Raw genomic sequence first — 23627 nt, 5'->3', positions numbered from 1 at the left:
GACTGGCTACTGGAGTGAATCGTTGGCGTCGGCCGCTGCTTCTTCGAGAGCAGTCTTCGGCTCGCCCTTGCCCTGAAGGACTTCGGAAATGGCGTTGCCGATTGATTCCGACAGGCCTACGTAGCCCTCAACTGTGGGGCGGGCTTGGAGAGCGTTGTCGTTGTTCGCGGCCATAACGTCGAGCCCGGGGTAAGCCTCAACCTGTTCGGCGAATGCCGCAGAGTCGATCTCCGAGGATCGGATAGGGAGGTTGCCCAGAGCGACATTCCACCGTTCGTCCTGTTCCGCTGACGTGAGCCAGTTCGTGAACTCGAAGGTCCAGTACTCCCGATTCTTGTCGTCGTGGTCAAACAAAGCCCAGATATCTGGGCCGGACACGGTCTGGTGATCGCCGTCTGTTCCTGGAAGCTGCACTACCCCGTAGTCGGTGCCTGCGACCGTGAGGTCGTACAACTGCCACGGACCAGAGGTCATCATTCCGATGCGGTCGCTCGCAAAGAGCTGCGCGAACTTAGTATCGGTTTGGTCAAGGTAGATGCTCTTGTCGTCGATCGCCATGTCGCGCAAGAGCGTGAGAGCACGAACTCCCGCGTCGGAATCGAAAGCGGCCAGACCGTCATCACCAAGGATCTCTCCACCCTCCTGCCACAGGTGTGGCCAGAACTGCCACGTGGTTTCTTCTGAACCAGACACCGAATAGGCGTAGCCGTAGGTGTCAGTCGCAGCATCCGTAAGCTTCGCAGCAGCATCGCGGAAGTCCTCCCACGACCAATCGTCCGTCGGGTAGGCGACGCCAGCGGCATCGAAGACGGTCTTGTTATAGATGAGAGAGAGGTTATCGACGATCGCCGGGAACCCGATCGTTTTGTCCCCAGTCGGTTGCGTCGTTTGACGCGCTGATTCGGAGAACTCCTCCCACTTGACAGCAGGATCCGCTACTTGTTCCGTAATGTCGAGCGTGCGGCCGGAGCTTTCGAGCTGACTCGCCCAGGCACCGAAGGAATAGGAAATATCGGGGTAACTATTTCCAGCAAAACCGGCGGAGAGCTTCTGCAGCAGCTCCTCAGTTGAGGACGAGCCCGGCGACACATCGATCGTCACGTTGGGGTGGTCCTCTTCAAATTCAGCGGCGAGGGCTTCCAAAGTCTTTTGCGCGTCATCCGTCTGCCCCGTCCACCACGTGAGCGTGACATCCGCTTCGGGGTCGAGGGTTGTAGCGCCTTGACTCGCGCTACACCCCGCAAGCACCAGAGCGGCAGTTGCAGTCACGGCAATACTTGCTAAGCGCCGCGATGCTGAAGAAGAGGGTTTTCTCATTGTTAACTCCTGGATCAATTGTGCGGGTGGGGCTGGGGGTCTGCGGTGGTGAGGCTATTTAGCTCAGAATGATCGAGCGGGTGAGGTGCCTCGGCTTATCGGGGTTGAGATCACGCGCTTCGGCCAGCTCTACGGCCAGGCGCTGCGCCTGCACGAGTTCGACGAGAGGGTCGTGGGAGCCGAGGAGAACAGTTGCCCCCGTCGCGCGAATCTGCTCAGCAAGCGCCTCGTCGGCCGCGCCAAACATCCAGACGAGCGAACCTTCGTGGGCGACGGCCAACGGACCGTGACGGTAGTCGAGAAGAGGGTACGACTCCGACCACGCCTGGGCCGCTTCGCGAATTTTGAGCGCTGCTTCTTGCGCGAGTCCGTAGCTCCAGTCGGTGCCGAGATAGACGAAGTGGTCGAAGTCACCAGCGTTGACGGGCAGCGGTTCGGCGAGCGCTGCATCAAGTTGGTCGCTCAACCCGTCAACGCTGAGACCGAACGCAGCACGCGCCAGAAACAAGAACGTAGTCGGGAATCGTGTCTGCACGACCGATTCTTCGTCCGCGTAGTCGAGCAAGAGTACGTCGTTGGCGAGCAGCGCTGCTGGTGAGTCGGCTACGCCCGTGATCACAACTGTGCGCACGCCCTCGGGCACTGTGCCCAGAGCGTCGATGACTTCGCTGGTCGTTCCCGAGCGCGTGATGGCGATGACACGGTCGTAGTCCCGCCAGACCCGTAGTTCGGAGGCGTAGTTGGCGTCGGTTTCGCCCAGCGCCGCGCTCTCGCGCAACCATGCGAATGATTCAGCGACGAAGGCTGAAGTGCCACAACCGATGACGAGCACTCGCTCTCCGGGCGCGGCCAATAATTCGCGGGCGATCTCGACCTGTTCGAGAGCCGTGCGCCACATCGACGGCTGGGTAGTGATTTCGGTCGCAGTGATCGACATTCGATTTCTCCGTTTGCTTTTACTTGCTGTGGGATTCCCCTAGGTCGCAAGGTGTGGTGCAATAGTGGCCTCAAAGTGATCGTTTGACAAGAAAACTGCCCAACATGATCACTTTCATTGATTGCTTTTCAGAGGAGCACCCATGTCTGACCCGATTCGCGATGAACTTCGCCACCTTCCCCTAGCGGCGTGGCACCCTCAATCTCAGCTATCAGCCCCCGTCAGCGCGGTCGATCAAGCAGCCGTGCCCGCCATCGACGTGCACAACCATCTGGGTCGTTGGCTGAGTAATGGCGAGTGGATGATCCCGGATGTCGCCGCTCTGGTCTCTCTCATGGACAGCAGCAATGTGCAGACCATCGTGAACCTCGACGGGCTCTGGGGCGATGAGGTTAGCGCCAACGTGGAGCGGTATGACAACGCCTACCCGGGCCGCTTTCTCACCTTCTGCCAACTCGAATGGGCTCTGCTCGCAGAGCCCGACGGAGTCGATCAATTACGCGCTTCCCTCGACGACAGTGCGCGACGTGGCGCTCGTGGGCTCAAGATCTGGAAAGACCTGGGGCTCACCATTCGTGACGCTGATGGGAGCCTCATCCTGCCCGACGACCCTCGAGTGATCGACGTTGTTGCGCTTGCCGGCGAGCTGGGACTGCCGGTGCTCATTCACACCGCGGACCCCCGAGCCTTCTTCGAGCCACTCGACGCCCACAACGAGCGACTCGACGAATTGCTCGAAGCCGAAGAGTGGTGGTTCGGAGATACCGCTGTGCACCCGACCTTCGATCGGTTGCTTGACGCTCATGCCGCGCTAGTGAGCGGCTGCCCCAGCACGACCTTCATCGGCGCTCACGCCGGCTGTGCCGCCGAAGATCTCGATCGCGTGGAACGCCTGCTGGATGCGTGTTCGAACTACACGATCGATATTGGCGGACGCATGGCAGAACTCGGGAGACAGCCGCGGCGCTTCGCCGCATTGCTCGCCCGCCACCCCGATCGCGTCTTGTTCGGCACCGACATTTACCCGATCACAGTCGAGCAGTATCGGTTGCACTTCCGCTTTCTTGAGACAGCGGACGAGGCCTTCGCGTACGCGCCAGGCGATCCGGTGCCACCCCAAGGGCGATGGACAGTGTCGGCGCTCGCGCTCGACAGGGACATCCTTCAGGCGGTGTACCGCGACAACGCACGCCGCGTGCTCGGCCTCTGAGCTAGCCTGCGTAGCTCGGCCGGTAACGCCAGAGCGGGTGGCAGGGGCTCGCGCTCGGGCACGATCCCTGCCGCCCAGTCTCGTTTCGTGCTGGTCAGTTTCAGACGACAGAGCACAAGTGCGCAACGAGGTCAGTCACTTGCGTGCTGCCCAGCGCGGTAAATTTTCGGGGATCGACAGCATCCGGCATTCGAGCAAGCTCCGCGCGCAACGCGGCAGTAGCCGTGAGGTTGAGCACCGTGCCGATATTGACCTTGCGGATGCCCGCCTCGACTGCTCGCCGCAGCTCGTCATCCGCCACCCCCGATGACCCGTGAAGCACCAGAGGCACCGGAAGCAACTCGGCGATCGTGCGGATGAGGTCGATGTCGAGCGCTGCCGTACGCTCCGTCATAGCGTGGGAACTGCCCACTGCGACCGCGAGACCGTCGACGTTGGTCGCGGCAACGAACTGCCGCGCCTCGAGGGCGTCAGTGCGCACGCCCGGCGCGTGGGCGCCATCCTTGCCGCCGATCTCACCGAGCTCTGCCTCGACCCACCAGCCCAACGCATGGGCGTGATCCGCGACGGATGCCGTGAACGCGACGTTCGCTGAATACTCAAGTTTCGAGGCATCTACCATGAGAGAACGCACCCCCAAGCCAGAACCAACCTCGAGCGCATGTTCGATGAGTTCAGCGCTCTCGAAATGGTCGAGATGAATGCCGACCGGCACTAGCGACGCTTCGGCAATCTCGCGGCAGGCGGCGAGCAACGGCTCCATCTGCCGGTGATAGTGCACCGCATTCTCGCTGATCTGGAGCAGTACGCCAATGCCCGCATTCTCAGCGCCCGCAACGATGGCCTCGGCCTGTTCTAGGGTGATGACGTTGAACGCCGGCACGGCGAGGTTACCCTCGACGGCGGCCGCGACGAGTTCGCCGGCAGAAGACAGAGTCATGGCAGGATCAGCTCCGTCTGCCCGCCGAGCGACACCGGCAGAACGGCCGCGTGCGCTTCGGTCATCTCGTCACAGAGGGCCCAGATCTGCTCTGGGGTGAGCGTCGAAATCGCGTTCGGGTCGGCGAGCAGCGCTTGGCGGACCCGATCAGAATTTCCCGTGAGAGCCGCTTCAATGGTGAGCTCGGCGACCGAGAGGTAGCTGCGGTTGAGCGCTGCCCCCTGGGTCGGAATCGCTCCGACAACGTGCGGTGTAATCCCTGAGCGATCAACCGTTGCCGGCACCTCGACGATCGCACCCTCGGGGAGGTTGGAGATCAATCCACGGTTGACCACATTGACGTGCACGATTCGTTCGGTGCCGGTCAGGATCGAATGGATGATTTGGGGTGCGTATTCAGCGGCCCCCTCTTCGAGTTCCAGTTCTTCACCCGCGGCGAGCGCATCTTGAGCTCGTGCAAAGTCAGCGACGTTCTCTTCGCTGATGCCGAGGTACTCAAGCGGCTGGAGCCGGAACCGGGCAATTTGTTCATCGGAGCGCAAGAACCACGAGAGGTACTCGGAGGAGTGCTCGCTCGTTTCCGTGGGGTAATAACCGATGCGCCGGAACATCTCCACGCGCACTCGATTAAGCAGTTCTGGGTCAGCCTCAATCGCGGCGCGCAGGCGCGGGTACAGGTCTTCACCATCGAGGGACCACTCGTAGAGCCACGCTTGGTGGTTTACCCCAGCAGCCCGGTAGCGAGTGTCGTCAAGTTTCACGCCGATGAGGTCGCACAAGTCGCTTACTGTCCAGTAGACGCTGTGGCAGATTCCGGCAACCTTGAGGTCGGGGGCAACGACGCTCAGCCACCAGACGTTCATCGCCATCGGGTTTGTGTAGTTAAGGAACCACGCATCCGGGCAGAGTTCGAGCATGTCCGCAGCGATGGCGGAGAGCAGCGGAAAGGTTCGCAGGGCGCGGAACACACCGCCGACACCGGTGGTGTCACCGATCGTTTGACGAAGTCCGTGCTTAGCCGGAATTTCGAGATCGGTGCGGGTCGATTCGATGCCACCGACCTGCACCATATTGATCACGAAGTCTGCCCCGGCGAGCGCCTCGCGCCGATCGAGGGTAGAAACCACGGTGACCGCACGGTCGAGTTGCGTCGAGAGTCTCATGGCCGTTTCCGCCGCAACGCGCAGGCGCTCGGCGTCGATATCGTGCAGCACGAGCGTGAGCTGAGGAAGGTCGTCGAAGCGCAAGAGGTCCGCAATGAGCTGGCGGGAGAATACGACGCTTCCCGCACCGATAAAGACAATGTGGGTCATGGATCGATCTTTACGTACACTGAGTGAATCGCGCAAGATAATGAGCGCAATAGCCGCAAAACGATCACTATGGGTGAGCGAATTCGACCAAAGGATGGATAATGGGTGGCATGGTCATCGACAACACGAAGCGTCACGCCGCCTCCACTAAACGCTCGACGCGCATGATCGCTATCCTCGATCTTCTCTCAGAGCGTGGGTCAGTAGCGCTGAGTGAGTTCGCAGAGACACTCTCGATCTCACCGGCCACTGTGCGGCGCGACCTTGCAGAGCTCGAATACCAACAGCTTTTGGTGCGCACTCATGGCGGTGCCACCGTCATCGAGGCCCGGCACGAGCTGCCGGTCACTTTTCGTGATTCCCAATCGCAGGATGCCAAGAAAGCGATTGCCGCTCGCATGGCGACTTTGGTTCCCTCGGGGAGGCATGCGGTCGCGCTCAGCGGCGGTTCGACGACCGCCTACGTCGCACGAGCGCTCTCTACCCACCCCGAGCTCACGATCGTCACCAACTCGCTCACCATCGCTGGGCTCGTCACGTCGTATCCCCAGCTCAAAGTTGTGATGACCGGCGGGCTGCTACGCCCCCAATCCCTCGAACTCGTCGGGGTACTAGCCGAGAATACTTTCAATGCCATCAACGTCGGCACTGCCATTTTGGGCAGCGACGGCATCTCGGTAGAGGGAGGCGTCACTACACACGACGAGACCGAAGCGCGCACGAATAACGCCATGGTGACTCATGCCCAGCGCACCGTGGTGGTGGCCGACGGATCAAAGATCGGTCGCCTCGCCCTCGCGCGGGTTACCGAGATCTCAAGCGTGCACACCCTCATCACTGATGCCACGGCCGACCCCGAGGAATTGGCCCGCATGCGGGCCGCCGGTGTCGAAGTACACATCGTTTAACGGCAAAGACCCCGCAACCGCAATTACACGGTGACGAGGTCTTTGGCGTCAGGCTGTTTCAGCCCGGTTCAGGGTTCTTTAGGCCCAGCTACCGGGGCTTTCGAGACCTTCGTAGAGCGGGAAGGCGTCGGCGAGCGCGCGAACGCGGGCGCTAAGCGCTGCGGTGTCAGCACCGGGCTTGAGAGCCTCGGCAATGATGTCGGCAACCTCGGTGAACTCGGCGTCGCCGAAACCACGCGTGGCGAGCGCCGGCGTACCGATGCGCAGTCCGGAGGTGGTCATGGGCGGGCGGGGGTCAGCGGGAACCGAGTTGCGGTTCACGGTGATACCCACCGAATGCAGCAGGTCTTCACCCTCTTGACCGTTGATCTCCGACTTGCGCAGGTCAACGAGCACGAGGTGTACGTCGGTGCCGCCCGTGAGAACGTCAACGCCGAGCGAGGTCATGTCGTCTTGCACAAGACGCTCAGCGAGAAGCTTCGCACCACGAAGGGTGCGCTCCTGGCGGTCCTTGAAGTCGTCGGATGCCGCGAGCATGAACGCGGTCGCCTTGGCGGCGATCACGTGCATGAGCGGTCCACCCTGCTGACCGGGGAACACGTTGGAGTTGATCTTCTTCGCGATATCAACGTTGTTGGTGAGGATGAAGCCCGAGCGCGGACCACCGATGGTCTTGTGCACGGTCGACGACACGACATCCGCAAAAGGAACGGGGTTCGGGTGCAGGCCAGCAGCAACGAGACCAGCAAAGTGAGCCATGTCGACCCAGAGAACGGCGCCAACTTCATCCGCGATTGAGCGGAACTCGGCGAAGTCGAGCTGACGCGAGTAGGCAGACCAACCGGCAATGATGACGTGAGGCTTAACCTCGAGGGCCTTGGCACGAACATCCGCCATGTCCAGAACGCCGGTCTCTTCGTTCACGCCATACGCGTGAGCTTCGTAGAGCTTGCCGGAGAAGTTCAAACGCATACCGTGCGTGAGGTGCCCGCCGTGATCGAGCGAGAGACCGAGGATGCGGTCGCCGGGCTGCGCGATTGCCGACAGCACTGCCGCGTTGGCGGAGGCTCCCGAGTGAGGTTGAACGTTCGCGTACGCCGAACCGAAGAGGCTCTTGGCGCGCTCGATAGCGAGCTTCTCTGCGACGTCAACAAATTCGCATCCACCGTAATAGCGACGCCCTGGGTAACCCTCGGCGTACTTGTTCGTGAGAACCGAGCCCTGCGCCTCGAGAACAGCGCGCGGAACAAAGTTCTCACTCGCGATCATCTCAAGCGTATTGCGCTGGCGGTCGAGCTCTTGAGCGAGCACCGCAGCGATCTCGGGGTCTACCTCAGAAAGAGGCGAAAGGAACGAGGACACAGATGATCTCCTTGCGACAGGTGGTGGATACTTCCAAGATACCGCCTGAAGGCTGGAGCCGCGCAGTGGATACCCCACGACTTTCCGCGGGCGCGGAACAATGACTACACCCCAAGTGGTCTAAAGCACCCTTGAGAAAACCCCTATTTCTGTCAGACTTTGGACTACCTCAGCGGCGCGCAACGTTCAGAGTAGAGCGCTCCCACCTCCCCGAATGGACCCCATGTTTACCCGCCTCATCCACTCCGCGACGCTCGTCAGCGACGGTGTTTCGCAGCAGGATGCGTGGGTCGGCTTCGAAGGAACTCTCGTGGCGGGCACCGGCACCGGCGACTCGTGGCGTTCCCGGGCGGATGCTGCGACTGAGGTTACTGATGCTGGCGGCGACTATCTCACGCCGGGGTTCATCGACATCCACTCGCATGGAGCAGCAGGAGCGGCCTTCGACGACGGTCCCGCTGCGATCGCTCAGGCGCTCACCGCGCACCGCAGCCACGGCACAACACGGTCGGTCATTTCACTCATCAGCGCCTCGCCCGAAAAATTACTCGCGAATCTTGCGACCGTCGCCGAGTTGGCCCGCCACGACCCGCTTATTCTGGGCAGCCACCTTGAGGGCCCCTTTATCGATCAGGAATTTCGGGGCGCGCACGATCCCGCCGTTCTGCGGTCTCCTACCGCAGCCGAAATCGACCAACTCCTCAAGGCCGCCGACGGCACGCTGCGCCAGATCACGCTTGCACCGGAACTTGCCCGCGGCAGCGACGCAATCGCGGCCTTCGTAGCCGCCGGAGTTCGCGTGGCCGTCGGGCACACCGCCGCCACCTACGCCGAGACTCGTGCAGCATTCGAGGCCGGCGCGAGCATCCTGACGCACGCGTTCAACGCGATGCGCGAGATTCACCACCGGGCACCCGGCCCCGTGGCCGCAGCATTCCAAGCACCGGGTGTCACGCTCGAAGTCATCAACGACGGCGTTCACGTGCATCCGAATGTCGTGAACATGCTGTTCGCCTCGGCCCCCGGCCGTATTGCGCTCGTGACCGATGCCATGGCGGCGGCCTGCGCTGGCGACGGCCAGTACGAGTTGGGTTCGCTCAACGTCATCGTGACCGACGGCGTTGCCCGTTTGAGCGACAGCGGCGTCATTGCCGGTTCAACCCTCACGATGGATGCCGCAGTGCGCCGCGCCATCACCGACGTGGGATTGAGCGTGCCCCAGGCGGTTGCCGCGGCTACCGCGGTTCCCGCCCGCGCTGTGGGCCGCGAGGGCGATCTGGGTTCGCTGGCTCCCGGATTCGCCGCTGACGCTGTGCTGCTCGATCGCGACTTTAGGGTGCGGGCGGTGTGGGCTGCTGGCGTCGAATTGCCGCTGATCGAGCATCCCGACGCCTGAGTAGTTCGCCACCGACAATCGCGAACACTACGGCGACGCCCAGAATGCCGGCGTCAACGTAGGGCAACGAAATCACGCCGTACTCGTCGAGGAGGATGCCGCCTACGAGCGCTCCACCACCGATACCGACGTTGAACGAGGTGGTCAGGTACGCCGAGCCAACATCGCGCATGCGCGGTGAGGCCAGCTGCAGGAGTCGCGTTTGCATCATGGCGGGGACTCCGCCGAAGGCGATGCCCCACACCACGATGACGGTGAACATGATGGCGGGTTCGGCCGGGAACATGCCGAGGAGCGCCGCGCAGATCGCAACGAGCGCGACGGTGACGGGGATGATGCTGCGCGGGAAACGATCAACGAGCATGCCCGCCAATGCGAGGCCAACGGCTCCGGCTGCTCCGAAAATCAGGAGAACGCCGGCAACGGCGCCACTGTCGATTCCGGCTGGGCCAATGAGGTACGGAACGATGTACGTGTAGAAGAGGTTGTGGCCGAGCATCGCCAACGCGACGAGGATGCACACGTAAATCACGCCGGGAACCGAGCGATCTTTGCGCAGCGGGATCGAGATTTCGCCGGTGGCGAGAGGGTGCTGGTGGTTCACCGGTGGCAGGATTCGTACAACCATGATGGTGAGGGCCGCGATGATGATCGCAATGACGACAAAGGCCAGGCGCCAGCCGAGAGCGTGACCGAGAGCGGTACCCACGGGCACTCCGAGCACGAAGGCGGCAGTAGCGCCCGCGCTTGTCACGGCAACGGCGCGGCCGACCTGATGGGGCGGAACGAGGTGGGCCGAGTAGGCACCAACCACAGCCCAGAACAGACCGTGCGAGAGCCCGCCGATTATTCGCGCGATCACGAGCACCGCATAGTTGGGCGCCACGGCCGCCAGCAGGTTGCCGATCACAAAGACAATCAGCACGATGATGACGAGCTTCTTGCGCGGCTGATTACGCGTGAGGGCAGCGAGAGGTGCCGTAGAGATCACGACGGTGGCCGCGAAGATGGTGATCAGCAGGCCGACCTGCGATTCGGATACCGACAATTCGGCGGCTATCTCCGGGAGCAGTCCTGTCGGCAGCCACTCGCTGGTGACCGAGGTGAAAATCAATGCGGAGAGCGTAAAGAGGCCAGCCCACGGAAAAGCCTGAGCGGACGGAGAAGCTGAAGGAATGCGTGACGTGCTCATGTTTGACTAACTCTACCGTCAGCACCGGTACGCTAAATCAGTGACCACCTCAACGCACTGGATCGTAACCCTCACTTGTGACGACAAGCCCGGCATCGTTCACGCCATCAGTGGCGCCATCGTTGAGGCTGGTGGCAATATCACCGAGTCGCAGCAATTTTCCAGCGACGACACCGGCCGCTTCTTCATGCGCTTGCAGGTGCAGTCGGATGCTCCGCGCGAGGTTTTCGAGCACGCTCTCACCCCCGTGACCGAGCGGTACACGATGGAATGGCAACTCGATGTGGTGGGGCGCCCGCTGCGTACCCTCGTATTGGCATCCAAGGCCGGACACTGCGTCAACGACCTTCTCTACCGTCAGCGTGCAGGCCAGTTGCCGATTGATCTGCCGCTGATCATGAGCAATCACCCCAATCTCGGTTCACTCGCCGAGTTCTACGAAGTGCCGTTCGAGTCGCACGCGGTCACGACGCCCGGCCAGAAGCTGGCCTTCGAAGACCGCGTCCTCGAGGTCGTCGAAGAACACGACATCGAACTCGTGGTGCTGGCGCGCTACATGCAGATCCTCTCCCCCGAACTGTGCGAACAGTTGAGCGGCAAGATCATCAACATCCACCACTCCTTCTTGCCCGGCTTCAAGGGTGCAAACCCCTACAAGCAGGCTCACGCGCGCGGCGTGAAGCTCATCGGTGCCACGGCTCATTTTGTGACGAGCGACCTCGACGAGGGCCCGATCATCGAGCAAAACGTCGTGCGCGTCGACCACGCCAGCACGTCAAGCGAACTCATGTCGATCGGTCAAGACGAAGAAAGCCGCACCCTCACGCAAGCCGTGAAGTGGTTCGCCGAAGATCGTGTGCTGCTCGATGGGGCGCGCACGATCATCTTTCGCTAGCTAGCCGCAGTCTTGCGCTAGTTAGCGTCAGTCGCGCTTAGCCCAGCCGTTCCCAGTCGAGGCGGTTCTCCCAGGCGTAGCGGTAGTAGTCGGCGTACTTCAGTTCGGATGCCGCAGCCTCGTCCACAATGACCGTGACGGTGGAGTGCAGCTGAATTGCCGATCCCGGCAGGCTCGCCGTCACCGGCCCCTCGACCGCTCCCGCGAGCGCCGCCGCCTTCACTTCGCCAAACGCGAGCAAGACGAGGTGCCCCGCACGCTGGATGGTGCCGAGCCCCTGCGTGATGCAGTGCATGGGCACGTCGTCGGGCGAATCGAAAAAACGCGCGTTGTCGAGTCGCGTCTGCTGCGTGAGGGTCTTCACGCGGGTGAGTGACGCGAACGAGGATCCCGGCTCGTTGAAGCCGATGTGGCCCGTCGAGCCGATTCCGAGAATCTGCAGGTCAACACCACCAGCCGCGATAATTGCGCGCTCGTAGTCATCCCCCGCAGTTTCGATCGGGCCGCTCTCGGCCGGCACCTGCACGAGCTCCGGCGTCAAGCCGAGCGGCTCAACGACTTCGCGGGTGATCACCGAGCGGTAGCTTTCGGGATGCCCGGCAGGCAATCCGACATATTCATCGAGGGCAAACCCCCGCACAGCAGAGAGGTCGAGGGCACGAGCCGCGAGCGCAGCCCACGTTGTTAAGGGCGTCGACCCGGTTGCTAGGCCGAGTACGGCATCCGGAGTCTGGCGCACGAGCGCCTCGATGAGGTCGGCCGCGACCTCGCCCGCTGCCTCTGCCGACTCGACGATCACTACTTCTGCCATGTCATCGACCTTAGAACCACTGCCGCGATCGGCGTGAGAAAACAGGAAGTGGTCTTTGTGCAGCTCGTGAGCGTGAGCGGAGACATCGTCACCGCTACCCCAGATATCCGTCCGGTAGAATGTCAGCGACGAAGACACTGACCATCTCGCCAATCTGCTGCAACGCCATTCGCTCTGGCGGCGCGGCAACACTCGACCACCAGATCGAGCATCCTGAGGGAGAACTGCCCTGAATCCGCAAGGTTCCAGCCCCCGCTCGAAACGGCGAGCCTCGTGATCGTGCTGCTCGGCGCCTTTGCGGCCGTTTCTCTCGTGGTCCCCGCGCTCACTCGCCGCTGGGGCGTTCGCGTCTTCTTCGTCACGGCGATCATTCCCGCAGCGGCATTTATCTTCACCCTGCTGCAGACTCCTGCCGTTCTCGCGGGCACCCCTCCGACAGAAACCATCCCCTGGATCTCGCAGCTGAACCTCGATTTGAGTTTTCGCGTCGACACCCTTTCGTGGTTGCTCTCCCTCGTCGTCACCGGCGTGGGCACGCTTGTAATGCTGTACTGCATCAAATACTTCGCTGCCGACGAAGCCGGGCTCGGTCGGTTTGCGGCTGTCTTCCTCGCTTTTACGGGCACAATGTATGGCCTCGTGATCGCCGACAACGTCTATCTGCTCTTCATCCTGTGGGAAGCAACGACGGTGTTCTCGTTCCTGCTCATCGGTCACTACACCGGTCGCCTCGCGAGCCGCATTGCGGCGATGCAAGCTCTGATCGTCACCACCGCCGGTGGCCTCGTGATGCTGGTCGGGCTCGTGATGCTCGCCGAGCGCACCGGCACCGCCAGCTTGGCTCGCCTCGTTGATCTTGCGCCCGAGGGAACCGTCGTGACGATCGCAATCATGCTGATTCTCGTCGGCGCGATCAGTAAGTCGGCGATCGTTCCGTTCCAGTTCTGGCTGCCCTCGGCCATGGCCGCCCCGACTCCGGTCAGCGCCTATCTGCACGCTGCGGCGATGGTGCAGGCTGGCATCTACCTCATCGCGCGGCTGGCTCCCGGTTTTGCTCAGACCCCCGGCTGGCAACCGCTGCTGCTCGGGCTCGGTGTCTTCACCATGCTGGTCGGCGGATGGCGCGCACTCACCCAGGTCGACCTCAAACTTCTGCTTGCCTATGGCACCGTCAGCCAGCTCGGGTTCTTGCTCACGGTCGTCAGTTTCGGCACGCGAACCGCGGCTCTTGCCGGAGTCGCGTTGCTTCTGGCACATGCCCTCTTCAAATCGGCACTGTTCTTGACCGTCGGCCTTATCGACCACCGAGTCGGCACCCGTGACCTCACCAAGCTCAGCGGGCTTGGCCGCGAAGCACCATTCCTCACCATCATTGCCATCATCGCCACAGCATCAATGGCCGGAGTCCCTTTCACCGCAGGGTTCGTGGCGAAAGAGTCCGTGCTGGCTGGCTTCCTCGAGAGCGCAACTGCGGGATCGGCGCTGGGCTGGATAGCCATCGTCGGCGTCGCCGTGGGTTCTACCCTGACGGTCGCCTACAGCGCCCGCTTTCTGTGGGGCGCATTCGCCAGCAAAGACGGTGTCGAAACCGTACGCCCGCTGCACGAGAACGTGTGGTTCTTGTCATCCCCAGCCATTCTCGCGGCCAGTGGCCTTGTTCTCGCACCTCTCTTTGGTGCTGTGGGAACCGTGCTCGAGGGCTATTCGCAGCAATTCCCCTCGGAGGGCTACGAGTACTCTCTCAAGCTTTGGCACGGCTTCGATGCCGCCTTCTTTATCTCTGCCGCCACACTCCTCGGCGGCCTCGCACTGTTTTGGGCGCGCACGCAGGTTTTCGCACTTCAGTCGCGGGTACCCGCCCTCGTCGACTCGAACAAGCTGTACCGTTCCACGCTGCGCACGCTCGACCGCGTTTCGCTACGAGTAACGGCAACCACCCAGCGCGGTTCGCTGCCGTTCTACCTCACCGTCATCCTGCTCGTGATGGTGGGTTCGGTGGGCAGCGCGCTGGCGTTGAATCGCACGTGGCCCGACTCCATCCGCCTCTTTGATAGTCCAGCCCAACTCGCCGTCGGTACCCTCATGATCGTTGCAGCGATTGCACTCGTCGCGGCCAAGAAGCGCTTCCAAGCGGCGGTTCTCGTTGGAGTGGTCGGCTACGGAATGGCGGCGCTGTTCGCGTTCCACGGCGCCCCCGACATCGCGCTTACTCAGGTTCTGGTTGAGACCGTCACGCTCATCGCCTTCGTGTTGGTGCTTCGCCGCTTGCCTGCCCGCCTCGGCAAAGCCCACGGCAGCTCGCGCCGGGTTCTGCGCGCGGCCGTCGGCATCTCGGTCGGGCTCCTGATGGGCGTCGTCGCGGTCGTGGCACTTAGCGCGCGAAGCGCAACCCCGATCTCCGAGGCACTCCCCCAGTTGGCCTACGACATTGGTCACGGCAGCAACGTCGTCAACGTCGTGCTCGTCGACATTCGCGGCTGGGACACCCTCGGTGAACTGTCGGTGATCGTGGCGGCAGCAACCGGCGTCGCGAGCCTCGTGTTCTTGCGCAGCCGCACCGACAACCTGCCCCGCGTCTCTGAGGCTCGCGCCCGCGGAACAATCCGCGTGCGCCTCAAGCCGTCGCGGGAAATTGTCTCTTCCGGCTATGTTCCGGGCGTACAAGACCCTTCCACGCGCAACGCCTGGTTGCTCGCCGGTCGCAAGCTGGCCCCCGAGAACCGGTCGATCCTTCTCGAGGTGGTCATTCGCCTGCTCTTCCACCCTCTGGTCGTGCTGTCGCTCTACCTCTTGTTCGCCGGCCACAACCTGCCCGGCGGCGGGTTCGCTGCGGGACTGGTGGCCGGGCTTGCCTTGGCCGGTCGCTACCTCGCCGGTGGGCGCTATGAACTCGGTGCTGCAGCTCCCTTCGATGCCGGCCGAGTCTTGGGCGTTGGCCTCGTGCTCGCTGCGGGCACCGCGACTGTACCGCTCCTGCTGGGGGCGGATGCTCTCACCTCCACGTTCTTCGAGACCACCATCCCCGTGCTTGGTCACGTGGAGTTCTCCACATCCACCATCTTCGACATCGGGGTGTATCTCGTTGTCATCGGAATGGTGCTGGACGTTCTCCGCAGTCTGGGCGCCGAAATCGACCGTCAGCGCGAAGAGTCCTCTGAAAGCCTCGAGAGCGGAAGCACCATATGAACGCCTCGCTCACCCTCGTCGTCATCATGGTCGTGCTCTACTCGGTCGGCGTCTACCTCCTGCTCGAACGCAGCATGACGCGCGTTCTACTGGGATTCTTGCTTGTGGGCAATGCCACCAATCTGCTGATCCTCATCATGTCCGGCCCTTCCGGCGCTGCGGCGTTCTTTGGTGAAGACGCGGCAACGGCAGATCCACTGCCGCAAGCTTTCATCCTCACTGCGATCGTGATCACCTTCGGTGTATCTGCGTTCTTGCTCGCTCTGATTTATCGCTCCTGGCGCTTGGCCAATGCGGATGTGGTTTACGACGACACTGAAGACCTCGCGATGGGCCGCCGCCGCAGCTCGGTCACTAACGATCGTGACGTCGCGGCTGACGACACCGAGTTCGGAACCCGGGCCGCGGCTGCCATTTCCACCGCGGTAGACCTGCGTGAACAAGAGCAGCGCGAAGAGCAAGAGAGCCTCGCGGCAGAACGCCGCCAGCAGGAAATCGACAAGAAGGAGGCAGACGCATGAGCGCACTAACCACTCTGGTCGTTCTGCTGCCCTTGCTCGGCGCAGCAGCAGCCCTGACCCAAGCGAAACGTCCGCGCGTTCAGACGTTCATCACGGTGAGCGTGCTCAGCGCCGTTCTCGTGATCGGTGCTGCACTGCTCGTGGCCGTCAACACCAATGGCGCTATCGCCGTCGAAGTCGGTGGCTGGCCCGCGCCCTATGGGATCGTGCTCGTCGTCGACCGACTTTCGGCGCTAATGATCGTGGTCTCCGCCGCGGTGCTCTTGGCCGTTTTGGTGTTCTCTGTGGGGCAGGGTCTCGCCGACGGTGACCGCGAAACCCCGGTCTCTATCTACTACCCGACCTACCTCATCCTCGCCACCGGCGTCTTCAACGCTTTCGTCGCCGGGGACCTGTTCAACCTTTACGTGAGCTTCGAAATTCTGCTGGTAGCAAGCTACGTGCTTATTACGCTCGGCGGCACCGAGCCACGCATCCGCGCCGGCACGGTGTACATCGTCGTCAGCTTGGTCTCCTCCGCCATTTTCTTGGCGGCTATCGCGATGATTTACGGCGCGACCGGCACCGTGAACATCGCTCAGCTGACGGTTCGCCTTGCCGAGCTGCCGGCCGACGTTCAACTGGTTCTGCACGTCATGCTCCTGATCGGGTTTGGCATCAAAGGCGCCGTCTTCCCGCTGTCGTTCTGGCTGCCTGACTCATACCCGATGGCGCCAGCGCCGGTCACCGCGGTGTTCGCCGGGTTGCTCACCAAAGTCGGCGTGTACGCGATCATCCGCACCGAAATGATCATCTTCCCGGATGGCGAGCTCAACACCGTGTTGCTGATCGTGGCGGCGCTCACGATGGTGATCGGAATTTTAGGAGCGGTCGCGCAATCCGACATCAAACGACTGCTGTCGTTCACGCTCATCAGCCATATCGGCTTCATGTTGTTCGGCATCGGCATCGATACCGCTGCGGGCCTTGCCGCAGCGACGTATTACATCGTTCACCACATCATCGTTCAGACCACCCTCTTCTTGGCGACGGGGCTCGTCGAACGCCAGGGTGGCACCACCGGTATCAATAGGCTGGGCGGGATGCTCAAGGCCAGTCCCCTCATAGCGGTGTTGTTCTTCATCCCTCTGCTGAACCTCGGCGGCATCCCACCGTTCTCCGGATTCCTTGGCAAACTGGCACTGTTCGAAGCCGGAGCGAACAACGGTTCCACGCTCGCGTGGGTGCTCATCGGCTGCGGTGCGGCCGTCTCGCTGCTCACGCTGTATGCCCTCGCCCGCGCCTGGAGCATGGTCTTCTGGCGTGACGCGGAAGAGGTCGCCGACTACGAAAACCCGCCGGCAATGGCGACCGAGAACGAGAGCACTACCGCTGTTGCCACGACGCGCACGACGCCCCGCATCATGGTCGGCGCGACAGTAGCGATGGTCGCGGTCAGCGTCGCCCTCACGATATTCGCGACCCCGCTCTTTGACCTGAGCGCCAACGCCGGAGAAAACATCGATGGCCCCGCGTACTACGTGAACACCGTCTTCCCGGGAGGTCTCGAATGAGCGCCGCCGAGAATGCGCCTACGCCCGCCAGCACAACCAGCGGGGCCAGCGCATCCGAAACCGCATCCGAACCCGCCGTCTCTCGCTCCGAGGTGCGCGGGCGTGTCTGGCAGCAATTGCCATTGCTGCTCGGGCTCGTCGTACTCTGGGCCGTTCTCTGGGGACAGTTCTCCTGGCTGAATCTGCTCACGGGCTTCATCGTGGCGATTCTCGTCACGCGGGTGCTGTATCTGCCTCCGGCTGACATCTCGGGGCGTCTGAATCTCTGGTACTCGTTCGTCTTTCTGGCCTACTTCATCGCCGACGTGACGCTGGCGTCGTTCACTGTCGCGTTCCAAGCCCTCAACCCGCGACCGATCCCCACCTCCTCGGTCATTGCCGTTCAGCTGCGCACTCGCTCCGACTTCGTCATGACCCTCGACGCGATCGCCATGTCGCTGGTGCCCGGATCGATCGTTATCGAAGTAGATCGCGAGCGCGCCATCCTGTACTTCCACACCTTCGACACGACCACGGCTGCCGACGTTGAGAAGATGCGTGCCCACGTACTCGTAGTGGAAGCTCGCATTGTTCGCGCCATCGGATCCACCGACGACCTTGCCCGCATTAACGAGACGGAGGCCACCCGATGAACGAATGGGTCTTCATCGCCGTCGGTCTGATGCTGCTGTTCGCAGCGCTGCTGGCGCTCTATCGCATCATCCGCGGCCCCTCGATTCTCGACCGTATGATCGCCTCCGACATGCTTCTCACGACGATCATCTGTGGGCTCGGAGCGGAGATGGTGTACAACGGCCACACCCGCAGTCTGCCCGCCATGCTCGTGCTGGCGACCACGGCGTTCCTCGGCTCAGTTGTCGTGGCCCGGTACGTGTCGAGGAGAACAAACTCATGACTCTCGACACTGTGCTCGACATCCTCACCGGTATCTTCCTGCTGCTCGGCGGATTTCTCTCCGCCGCCGCCGGGGTTGGCCTGCTGCGTTTTCCGGATGCGATCGCACGCCTCCATGCGACGACCAAACCCCAAATTCTGGGCTTGGCCTTCATTCTCTTGGCCATCGCCCTGCAGGAACGCCAGCTCTCGACGATTCTGCTCCTGATCTTTCTGCTCATTTTTCAGATGATCACCGCCCCCGTCTCGGCCCACATGATCGCTCGTGCCGGCTACCGGGGTGGAATCATCGCGCCCAATTCGCTGCTCGTCGACGAGCTCGAACAGGCCATTGACGCCGCGCCCGAACTTGAGGATGCCGACGGCGAGACTGACGGCGCTGACGCTGCGGCCACGTGAGACAGCAAACATCGTGAAACACCAGCTTCTCGTCAGGGTTGCTCGGGCATACTGAACATTCGCCAACCTCTGGGAGCCCCATGCGCAACCTCACCGACAACAAGATCGCCCTAGCCCTCTTTGCCGGTGTCACCCTCGTGGGTGCACTCTCCGCCTGCTCGTCGCCGGCGACCAGCAGTACCGACTCCGGTTCGACGGATACCACCGCCCCCGATGCGGCCGCGACCGGCACTGAGTACGCCGACGGTACCTACACGGAGTCGGGCGACTATACCTCCCCCAACGGCCCAGAAAAAGTGGATGTTACCCTCACGCTCGCCAGCGATACCATCACCGACGTCACCGTCGTGGGCTATGGCGAGAACCCGAACTCCATCCAGTTTCAGGGCGAGTTCATCGACGGAATCGCGGCTGAAGTCGTGGGCAAGAACATCGATGAGCTTTCCGTCGACAAGGTAGCCGGTTCCTCCCTCACGAGCGGCGGCTTCAACAACGCCGTCGACGCGATCAAGGCGGATGCCCTCGCCCAGTAAACAGTTTGATGCCATCGGTGCGCCCTGGCAGATCGACACCGCAGAGCCGCTCGGCTCTGTCGTTGAGACTGCCATCGCGCAACGAATCGAGCTGTTTGACCGCACCTATTCGCGCTTTCGCGATGACTCCCTTGTGCGAGCGATTGCCCGCACTCCCGGCACCTACACTTTTCCCGCGGATGCTCCCCCGCTGTTCGAGCTTTACCGTCGTCTCTATGACGCCACCGCCGGCGCCATGAGCCCTCTCGTCGGCCGTGCTCTAGAAGAGCTCGGCTACGACCGCACCTACTCGCTACAGCCCGCCACCACCCGCACGCGGGTGCCCGAGTGGCACGAAGCCATCAGTTGGAACGGAAGCGCTCTCACCACGTTCACCCCCGCCGTGCTCGATGTAGGTGCCGCCGGCAAGGGCTACCTCGTCGATCTCGTGGGCGGGGTGCTCGCCGAGCACGGCGTCACGACCAGCACGGTGGATGCGAGCGGAGATATTCTGCATCGCGGCGCTGGCGACCTGCGGGTCGCGCTCGAGCATCCGCTCGACTCCAGCAAGGCCATCGGTGTCGTGACGGTGAGCAACGAAGCGATCTGCGCCTCAGCCCCCAACCGTCGAGCCTGGGCCGGGCTGCACCACATTCTGGATGCCCGCACCGGGCAGCCGACCGACCGCATTATCGCGACCTGGGCCATCGCCCCCACTGCCCTCGAAGCCGACGGCCTCGCCACCGCACTTTTCTTTGCCGATCCCGCTGAGCTCGAAGCCGAGTTCGATTTTCAGTGGGTGCGGATGCACTCAACCGGCCGAGTCGAGCACTCGGCACACCTCCCCGGAGAAGTATTTCTATGACACGTTGGCTCGATCGAACTCTCGGCGCGATCGCTATGTACAAGCTCGTGCTCGGCAGTCTTGCCGGACTGGCTGTTGTGTCGATCGCGCTCGCCTTTGGCGGCCTGATCTCGCCCGATCCTTTCGCACTGCTCGCGAGCCTGCCGATTGCCGTCGCGTTTAGCTACGGCGCCAGCTGGCTCGGCGCTCGCATCGTGCGCCAGCGAGCGCACCTCGAGTCGTCGCTCATCACGGGCCTGCTGGTGTTTTTCATCATGGCGCCGAGCCTGCAGCTCAGTGGGCTGCTCGCGATCGCCCTCGCCTCAACGATCGCGGCGGCATCCAAGTTTCTCATTGCATTCCGCGGGCGCCATATCTTCAACCCCGCTGCTCTGGGCGCGTATGTTTTCATCTTCGTTCCGCTCGGTTTTCCGACTTGGTGGATCGGAACCCCCTGGTTGCAACCCGTCATTCTGGTCGCCGCGTTCCTCATCCTGTACCGCACGCAACGCCTCGATCTCGGGCTCACCTTCGTGGTCGTGGCGGCGAGCATCCGCATCGCACTCACTCTCGCCAACGGCGGCGACCTCACCGAGGCGCTGAGCTTCACGTTCCTGTCATCCCAAATGATCTTCTTTGCCGGCTTCATGCTGAGCGAACCTCTCACCCTGCCGCCGCGACGCTGGCAACGTCTGAGCCTGGCCGTCCTCGTCGCACTCCTGTTCGCGATCCCTTTCTCAGTCGGTAGCCTCTACAGCGACCCTCTCTTGGCGCTCCTCATCGGCAACCTTGTCGCCTTCGCGTTCACTCAGCGACGCACCATCCGGATGACGCTCACGGAGACAGAAGAAATCGCCCCCGGAACGTGGGAACTCACCTTTGCCCCGCACCGCCCCCTCTCGTTCCGAGCGGGTCAATACATTGAGCTCTCGTTGCCGCACCCCTCGCCCGACCAGCGGGGAGCGCGGCGCTACTTCACCATCTCCTCGGCCCCGGATGCCGGCGCCACTGTCTCCGTTACGTTCACCGTTTCTGACAGGACCAGCAGCTTCAAGAACGCTCTGCTCGCGCTGCCGCGGGGTGCCGATGTGAACGGCACCGGAATCTGGGGCGACTTCGTACTCCCCCGAAAGACCACCGAACCGCTCTTGCTCGTTGCGGGCGGCATCGGCGTCACCCCCTTCGCGAGCCAGATCGCGCACTCCCATCTGCACGACGAAGAACGCGACATCGTGCTGATCTATGCGACCTCAAGCACCGAAACTTTGCCGTTCAGCGGGCTCTTCGTCGAGGCGGGAGTGCGCGTGATCGTCTTCGGGCCGCAATCAGCCGCCGCGTTGCCTGCGGGCTGGGTGCTCGGCAGCGAGGGCCGCCTGAACAGCGACGCTCTCTCCGCGCTCGTGCCCGATCTGGCCGACCGCCGTGCTTACCTCTCGGGCCCGCCCGCGCTCGTCAACGACCTCAAGTCGACTCTGCGAGCAAACGGTGCCCGCCGCATCCACACCGACTACTTCTCGGGCTACTAGCTCGACGCCCGTGCGCGGTCCGGAGCGCTGCTCGGCGTGCTCCTCAACCGACGCTTCAGACTTAGCGCGCGCAACGCGTTGAGAATGGCGACGAGATCAACGACCTCCTGCAGCGCGGCGCCCACCACGGCGGGCAGCGCTCCGGTCATGGCGAAGAGCATGAGCCCAATGCTGATCGCGATACCGATCCAGATGCTCTGCAGAGCAATCTGCACGGTGCGCTGGCTGACCTGCACTGCCGACACCACCCGGTGAAGGTCATCGACGAGGATCACTACGTCGGCCGATTCGCTTGCCGCCGTCGAGCCCTTCGCGCCCATCGCAATCCCGACATCGGCAGCACCCAACACGGGCGCATCGTTCACGCCATCGCCGACCATCACGACGGGTTGCGGCGTTGTCGCATGCACGAGTCGTACCTTGTCTTCGGGCAGGCACTCGGCGTGCACTTCGCTGATGTGCAGTTCATCGGCCACCTTGCGGGCAGTCTCCTCCACATCACCCGTCAGCATCAGGGTGTTCTGGATGCCCAACTGACCCAACTCCGTGAGCGTTCGTTGCGCTTCGGGTCGCACGGCATCCCGCATCACGATCGCGCCGGCGTACTGGTCATCGACGCCCACGTACACGGCGGCTTCGCCGCTTGCCAGGTCGATCCGGGTCAGCCCGGGTGCCTGCTCGGCGACGAACGCGGGCTTACCGACGGTCACAAGTTGGCTGCCGACGCGGGCTTGCACACCGTGGGTGGCAACTTCGCGAGCATCCGACACCTCGGGCAGGTCGAGAGAGCGCTGCCTCGCCGCATCGACCAAGGAGGCTGCAAGCACGTGCGAGGAGTACTGCTCCGCCGCCGCCACGAGAGCCAGCAATTCATCGGCCGTGAGCGCGCCTTCGGGCCGAACGTCGACAACAACCGGCCGACCGCTCGTGAGCGTGCCTGTCTTGTCGAAAACCACGGTCTTTGCTCGGGCCAAAACCTCGAGGGTTCCGGCGTTCTTCACGACGACCCCGTAGGTCGAAGCGCTCGACATCCCGGCCATAAACGCCACCGGAGCCGCGATCAGCAGCGGACACGGGGTCGCCACCACAAGCACTTCAGCGAACCGCACGGGGTCGCCCGAGATCCACCAGGCGATCGCGGCCAAGCCAATCGACACGAGCGTGAAGGGCACCGCATAGCGATCAGCCAACCGCACAATGGGCGCTTTGCTCGCCGCTGCCTCGGTGACGAGCTGCACAATGCGTTGGTACTGGCTGTCGGATGCTCGAGCACTCGCCTGCACCGTGACAGCTTCTGGCCCATTCACCGACCCGCTCAAGAGCAGGTCTCCTGTCACTTTCTCCACGGGCATGCTCTCGCCGGTGAGCGACGATTCGTCGACGGATGTCGCGGCGGATACCAGCACGGCATCCACCGGCACGATCTCCGAAGGCCGCACCACGAGACGATCCCCTACGGCAACCTCGGTAGCGGGCACGTCGATGATGTCGCCGGCAGTCGTCACCTGATGCGCCGTTTGCGGAACGCGACCCAGCAGCGCATTCAACTCGCGCTTCGCTCGCCCGGCCGCAAAATCTTCCAGCGCTTCACCACCGGTGAGCATCAGCACGATCACAATGCTCGCCCAATACTCGCCAACTACTACCGTCGCTACGATCGCGGTGACCGCCAACACATCGAGCCCGAACTCGCGCTTCAGAAGTTTGCGCACCATCGACACCGCTTCGCGTGCCGCCACGGCGAGCGCATACAGCGACAGCAACCAAGGCACGACGGCGGATGCTGGAGTCCAGTTCAACGCTAACCCGACGACGCCGACCACGACCGTGAGTGCCACGAGCGGGTAGCGGCGCACCGCTGAGCGCAGAGTCACGGAGCGAGTAGGAGCCATACCTTCGTTCTACTCTTGT

The 23627-nt window shown here is 62.7% G+C and carries 21 protein-coding genes; 13 read left to right on the top strand and 8 right to left on the bottom strand.

Going from position 1 to position 23627, the window contains the following annotated elements; translation table 11 throughout:
* Positions 1-6 precede the first annotated feature (6 nt).
* Both I6E58_RS04390 and I6E58_RS04385 read right to left on the bottom strand, forming a co-directional pair.
* Positions 7-1269 carry an ABC transporter substrate-binding protein gene (locus tag I6E58_RS04390; protein WP_307841974.1) on the bottom strand — a complete coding sequence of 421 codons (1263 nt, stop codon included), beginning with the start codon at positions 1267-1269 and terminating at the stop codon, positions 7-9.
* Between the two features lie 106 nt (positions 1270-1375).
* On the bottom strand, positions 1376-2254 hold the full coding sequence (locus I6E58_RS04385) for an SIS domain-containing protein (protein WP_197130797.1): 879 nt from the start codon (positions 2252-2254) through the stop codon (positions 1376-1378).
* 142 nt (positions 2255-2396) lie between these two features.
* On the opposite strand from I6E58_RS04385, the gene I6E58_RS04380 reads away from it, so the two are divergent.
* Positions 2397-3464, top strand: coding sequence for an amidohydrolase family protein (locus I6E58_RS04380; protein WP_197130795.1), 1068 nt, complete (start codon positions 2397-2399; stop codon positions 3462-3464).
* A 100-nt stretch (positions 3465-3564) separates the two neighbouring features.
* Here the strand turns inward: I6E58_RS04380 and I6E58_RS04375 are convergent, their stop codons facing one another.
* Both I6E58_RS04375 and melA read right to left on the bottom strand, forming a co-directional pair.
* The gene (locus I6E58_RS04375; protein ID WP_197130793.1) at positions 3565-4404 is read right to left on the bottom strand and encodes a class II fructose-bisphosphate aldolase; all 840 of its coding nucleotides are present in this window, start codon (positions 4402-4404) and stop codon (positions 3565-3567) included.
* Positions 4401-5717, bottom strand: coding sequence for an alpha-galactosidase (gene melA / locus I6E58_RS04370; RefSeq protein ID WP_197130791.1), 1317 nt, complete (start codon positions 5715-5717; stop codon positions 4401-4403). The genes I6E58_RS04375 and melA overlap by 4 nt, the downstream gene beginning before the upstream one ends.
* A 101-nt stretch (positions 5718-5818) precedes the next feature.
* On the opposite strand from melA, the gene I6E58_RS04365 reads away from it, so the two are divergent.
* Entirely contained in the window at positions 5819-6625 is an 807-nt protein-coding gene (locus I6E58_RS04365; protein ID WP_197130787.1) for a DeoR/GlpR family DNA-binding transcription regulator, read from the top strand.
* A 78-nt stretch (positions 6626-6703) separates the two neighbouring features.
* On the opposite strand, the gene glyA is transcribed toward I6E58_RS04365, so the two are convergent.
* Positions 6704-7987, bottom strand: a complete 1284-nt coding sequence (gene glyA, locus I6E58_RS04360; protein ID WP_197130784.1) for a serine hydroxymethyltransferase — start codon at positions 7985-7987, stop codon at positions 6704-6706.
* 214 nt (positions 7988-8201) lie between these two features.
* Here glyA and nagA point away from each other — a divergent pair, with 214 nt between their 5' ends.
* Complete coding sequence (nagA, locus tag I6E58_RS04355) at positions 8202-9383, top strand: N-acetylglucosamine-6-phosphate deacetylase (RefSeq protein ID WP_197130781.1); 1182 nt, start codon at positions 8202-8204, stop codon at positions 9381-9383.
* Here the strand turns inward: nagA and I6E58_RS04350 are convergent.
* Positions 9319-10575, bottom strand: coding sequence for an MFS transporter (locus I6E58_RS04350; RefSeq protein WP_197130778.1), 1257 nt, complete (start codon positions 10573-10575; stop codon positions 9319-9321). The genes nagA and I6E58_RS04350 overlap by 65 nt on opposite strands.
* Positions 10576-10615: 40 nt before the next feature.
* Here I6E58_RS04350 and purU point away from each other — a divergent pair, with 40 nt between their 5' ends.
* Positions 10616-11470: a formyltetrahydrofolate deformylase gene (purU, locus tag I6E58_RS04345; protein ID WP_197130775.1), complete on the top strand. Its 855-nt coding sequence runs from the start codon at positions 10616-10618 to the stop codon at positions 11468-11470.
* A 37-nt stretch (positions 11471-11507) separates the two neighbouring features.
* Here the strand turns inward: purU and I6E58_RS04340 are convergent, their stop codons facing one another.
* Positions 11508-12281, bottom strand: coding sequence for a glucosamine-6-phosphate deaminase (locus tag I6E58_RS04340; RefSeq protein ID WP_197130772.1), 774 nt, complete (start codon positions 12279-12281; stop codon positions 11508-11510).
* Between the two features lie 273 nt (positions 12282-12554).
* Between I6E58_RS04340 and I6E58_RS04335 the strand changes: the two genes are divergently transcribed.
* From I6E58_RS04335 to I6E58_RS04295, 9 genes are all read left to right on the top strand, one after another.
* Entirely contained in the window at positions 12555-15467 is a 2913-nt protein-coding gene (locus I6E58_RS04335) for a Na+/H+ antiporter subunit A (protein WP_197130769.1), read from the top strand.
* Positions 15464-15988, top strand: coding sequence for a Na(+)/H(+) antiporter subunit C (locus I6E58_RS04330; RefSeq protein ID WP_197130765.1), 525 nt, complete (start codon positions 15464-15466; stop codon positions 15986-15988). The genes I6E58_RS04335 and I6E58_RS04330 overlap by 4 nt, the downstream gene beginning before the upstream one ends.
* Complete coding sequence (locus tag I6E58_RS04325) at positions 15985-17541, top strand: Na+/H+ antiporter subunit D (protein WP_129072112.1); 1557 nt, start codon at positions 15985-15987, stop codon at positions 17539-17541. Before I6E58_RS04330 ends, I6E58_RS04325 begins: the two co-directional genes overlap by 4 nt.
* Positions 17538-18173: a Na+/H+ antiporter subunit E gene (locus I6E58_RS04320; RefSeq protein WP_197130763.1), complete on the top strand. Its 636-nt coding sequence runs from the start codon at positions 17538-17540 to the stop codon at positions 18171-18173. The genes I6E58_RS04325 and I6E58_RS04320 overlap by 4 nt, the downstream gene beginning before the upstream one ends.
* A complete protein-coding gene (locus tag I6E58_RS04315; protein ID WP_129072114.1) occupies positions 18170-18436 on the top strand; it encodes a monovalent cation/H+ antiporter complex subunit F in 267 nt (88 codons plus the stop codon). Before I6E58_RS04320 ends, I6E58_RS04315 begins: the two co-directional genes overlap by 4 nt.
* Positions 18433-18834 carry a monovalent cation/H(+) antiporter subunit G gene (mnhG, locus tag I6E58_RS04310; RefSeq protein ID WP_197130760.1) on the top strand — a complete coding sequence of 134 codons (402 nt, stop codon included), beginning with the start codon at positions 18433-18435 and terminating at the stop codon, positions 18832-18834. The genes I6E58_RS04315 and mnhG overlap by 4 nt, the downstream gene beginning before the upstream one ends.
* An 80-nt stretch (positions 18835-18914) precedes the next feature.
* The gene (locus I6E58_RS04305) at positions 18915-19367 is read left to right on the top strand and encodes an FMN-binding protein (protein WP_197130757.1); all 453 of its coding nucleotides are present in this window, start codon (positions 18915-18917) and stop codon (positions 19365-19367) included.
* Positions 19351-20211 (top strand): FAD:protein FMN transferase, encoded by an 861-nt coding sequence (locus tag I6E58_RS04300; protein ID WP_197130754.1) that lies wholly within the window; start codon positions 19351-19353, stop codon positions 20209-20211. The genes I6E58_RS04305 and I6E58_RS04300 overlap by 17 nt, the downstream gene beginning before the upstream one ends.
* Entirely contained in the window at positions 20208-21716 is a 1509-nt protein-coding gene (locus tag I6E58_RS04295) for an FAD-dependent oxidoreductase (RefSeq protein WP_197130751.1), read from the top strand. Before I6E58_RS04300 ends, I6E58_RS04295 begins: the two co-directional genes overlap by 4 nt.
* On the opposite strand, the gene I6E58_RS04290 is transcribed toward I6E58_RS04295, so the two are convergent.
* The gene (locus I6E58_RS04290) at positions 21713-23608 is read right to left on the bottom strand and encodes a heavy metal translocating P-type ATPase (RefSeq protein WP_197130747.1); all 1896 of its coding nucleotides are present in this window, start codon (positions 23606-23608) and stop codon (positions 21713-21715) included. The genes I6E58_RS04295 and I6E58_RS04290 overlap by 4 nt on opposite strands.
* Positions 23609-23627 lie beyond the last annotated feature (19 nt).

Origin of the sequence: Salinibacterium sp. SWN1162, from assembly GCF_015864675.1 — a bacterium.
Lineage (GTDB): Bacteria > Actinomycetota > Actinomycetes > Actinomycetales > Microbacteriaceae > Rhodoglobus.
Note: the sequence above shows the minus strand (reverse complement) of the source record. Positions and strands in the feature narration are given on the sequence as shown.

What these genes read in the sequence shown, in the direction of transcription:
- I6E58_RS04305 (WP_197130757.1), top strand. Translation starts at nt 18,915, where the DNA reads ATGCGCAACCTCACCGACAACAAGATCGCCCTAGCCCTCTTTGCCGGT.
- I6E58_RS04375 (WP_197130793.1), bottom strand. Translation starts at nt 4,404, where the DNA reads ATGACTCTGTCTTCTGCCGGCGAACTCGTCGCGGCCGCCGTCGAGGGT.
- I6E58_RS04340 (WP_197130772.1), bottom strand. Translation starts at nt 12,281, where the DNA reads ATGGCAGAAGTAGTGATCGTCGAGTCGGCAGAGGCAGCGGGCGAGGTC.
- nagA (WP_197130781.1), top strand. Translation starts at nt 8,202, where the DNA reads ATGGACCCCATGTTTACCCGCCTCATCCACTCCGCGACGCTCGTCAGC.
- I6E58_RS04385 (WP_197130797.1), bottom strand. Translation starts at nt 2,254, where the DNA reads ATGTCGATCACTGCGACCGAAATCACTACCCAGCCGTCGATGTGGCGC.
- I6E58_RS04350 (WP_197130778.1), bottom strand. Translation starts at nt 10,575, where the DNA reads ATGAGCACGTCACGCATTCCTTCAGCTTCTCCGTCCGCTCAGGCTTTT.
- I6E58_RS04300 (WP_197130754.1), top strand. Translation starts at nt 19,351, where the DNA reads ATGCCCTCGCCCAGTAAACAGTTTGATGCCATCGGTGCGCCCTGGCAG.
- I6E58_RS04295 (WP_197130751.1), top strand. Translation starts at nt 20,208, where the DNA reads ATGACACGTTGGCTCGATCGAACTCTCGGCGCGATCGCTATGTACAAG.
- I6E58_RS04320 (WP_197130763.1), top strand. Translation starts at nt 17,538, where the DNA reads ATGAGCGCCGCCGAGAATGCGCCTACGCCCGCCAGCACAACCAGCGGG.
- I6E58_RS04380 (WP_197130795.1), top strand. Translation starts at nt 2,397, where the DNA reads ATGTCTGACCCGATTCGCGATGAACTTCGCCACCTTCCCCTAGCGGCG.
- I6E58_RS04330 (WP_197130765.1), top strand. Translation starts at nt 15,464, where the DNA reads ATGAACGCCTCGCTCACCCTCGTCGTCATCATGGTCGTGCTCTACTCG.
- melA (WP_197130791.1), bottom strand. Translation starts at nt 5,717, where the DNA reads ATGACCCACATTGTCTTTATCGGTGCGGGAAGCGTCGTATTCTCCCGC.
- mnhG (WP_197130760.1), top strand. Translation starts at nt 18,433, where the DNA reads ATGACTCTCGACACTGTGCTCGACATCCTCACCGGTATCTTCCTGCTG.
- I6E58_RS04290 (WP_197130747.1), bottom strand. Translation starts at nt 23,608, where the DNA reads ATGGCTCCTACTCGCTCCGTGACTCTGCGCTCAGCGGTGCGCCGCTAC.
- I6E58_RS04315 (WP_129072114.1), top strand. Translation starts at nt 18,170, where the DNA reads ATGAACGAATGGGTCTTCATCGCCGTCGGTCTGATGCTGCTGTTCGCA.
- I6E58_RS04325 (WP_129072112.1), top strand. Translation starts at nt 15,985, where the DNA reads ATGAGCGCACTAACCACTCTGGTCGTTCTGCTGCCCTTGCTCGGCGCA.
- I6E58_RS04365 (WP_197130787.1), top strand. Translation starts at nt 5,819, where the DNA reads ATGGGTGGCATGGTCATCGACAACACGAAGCGTCACGCCGCCTCCACT.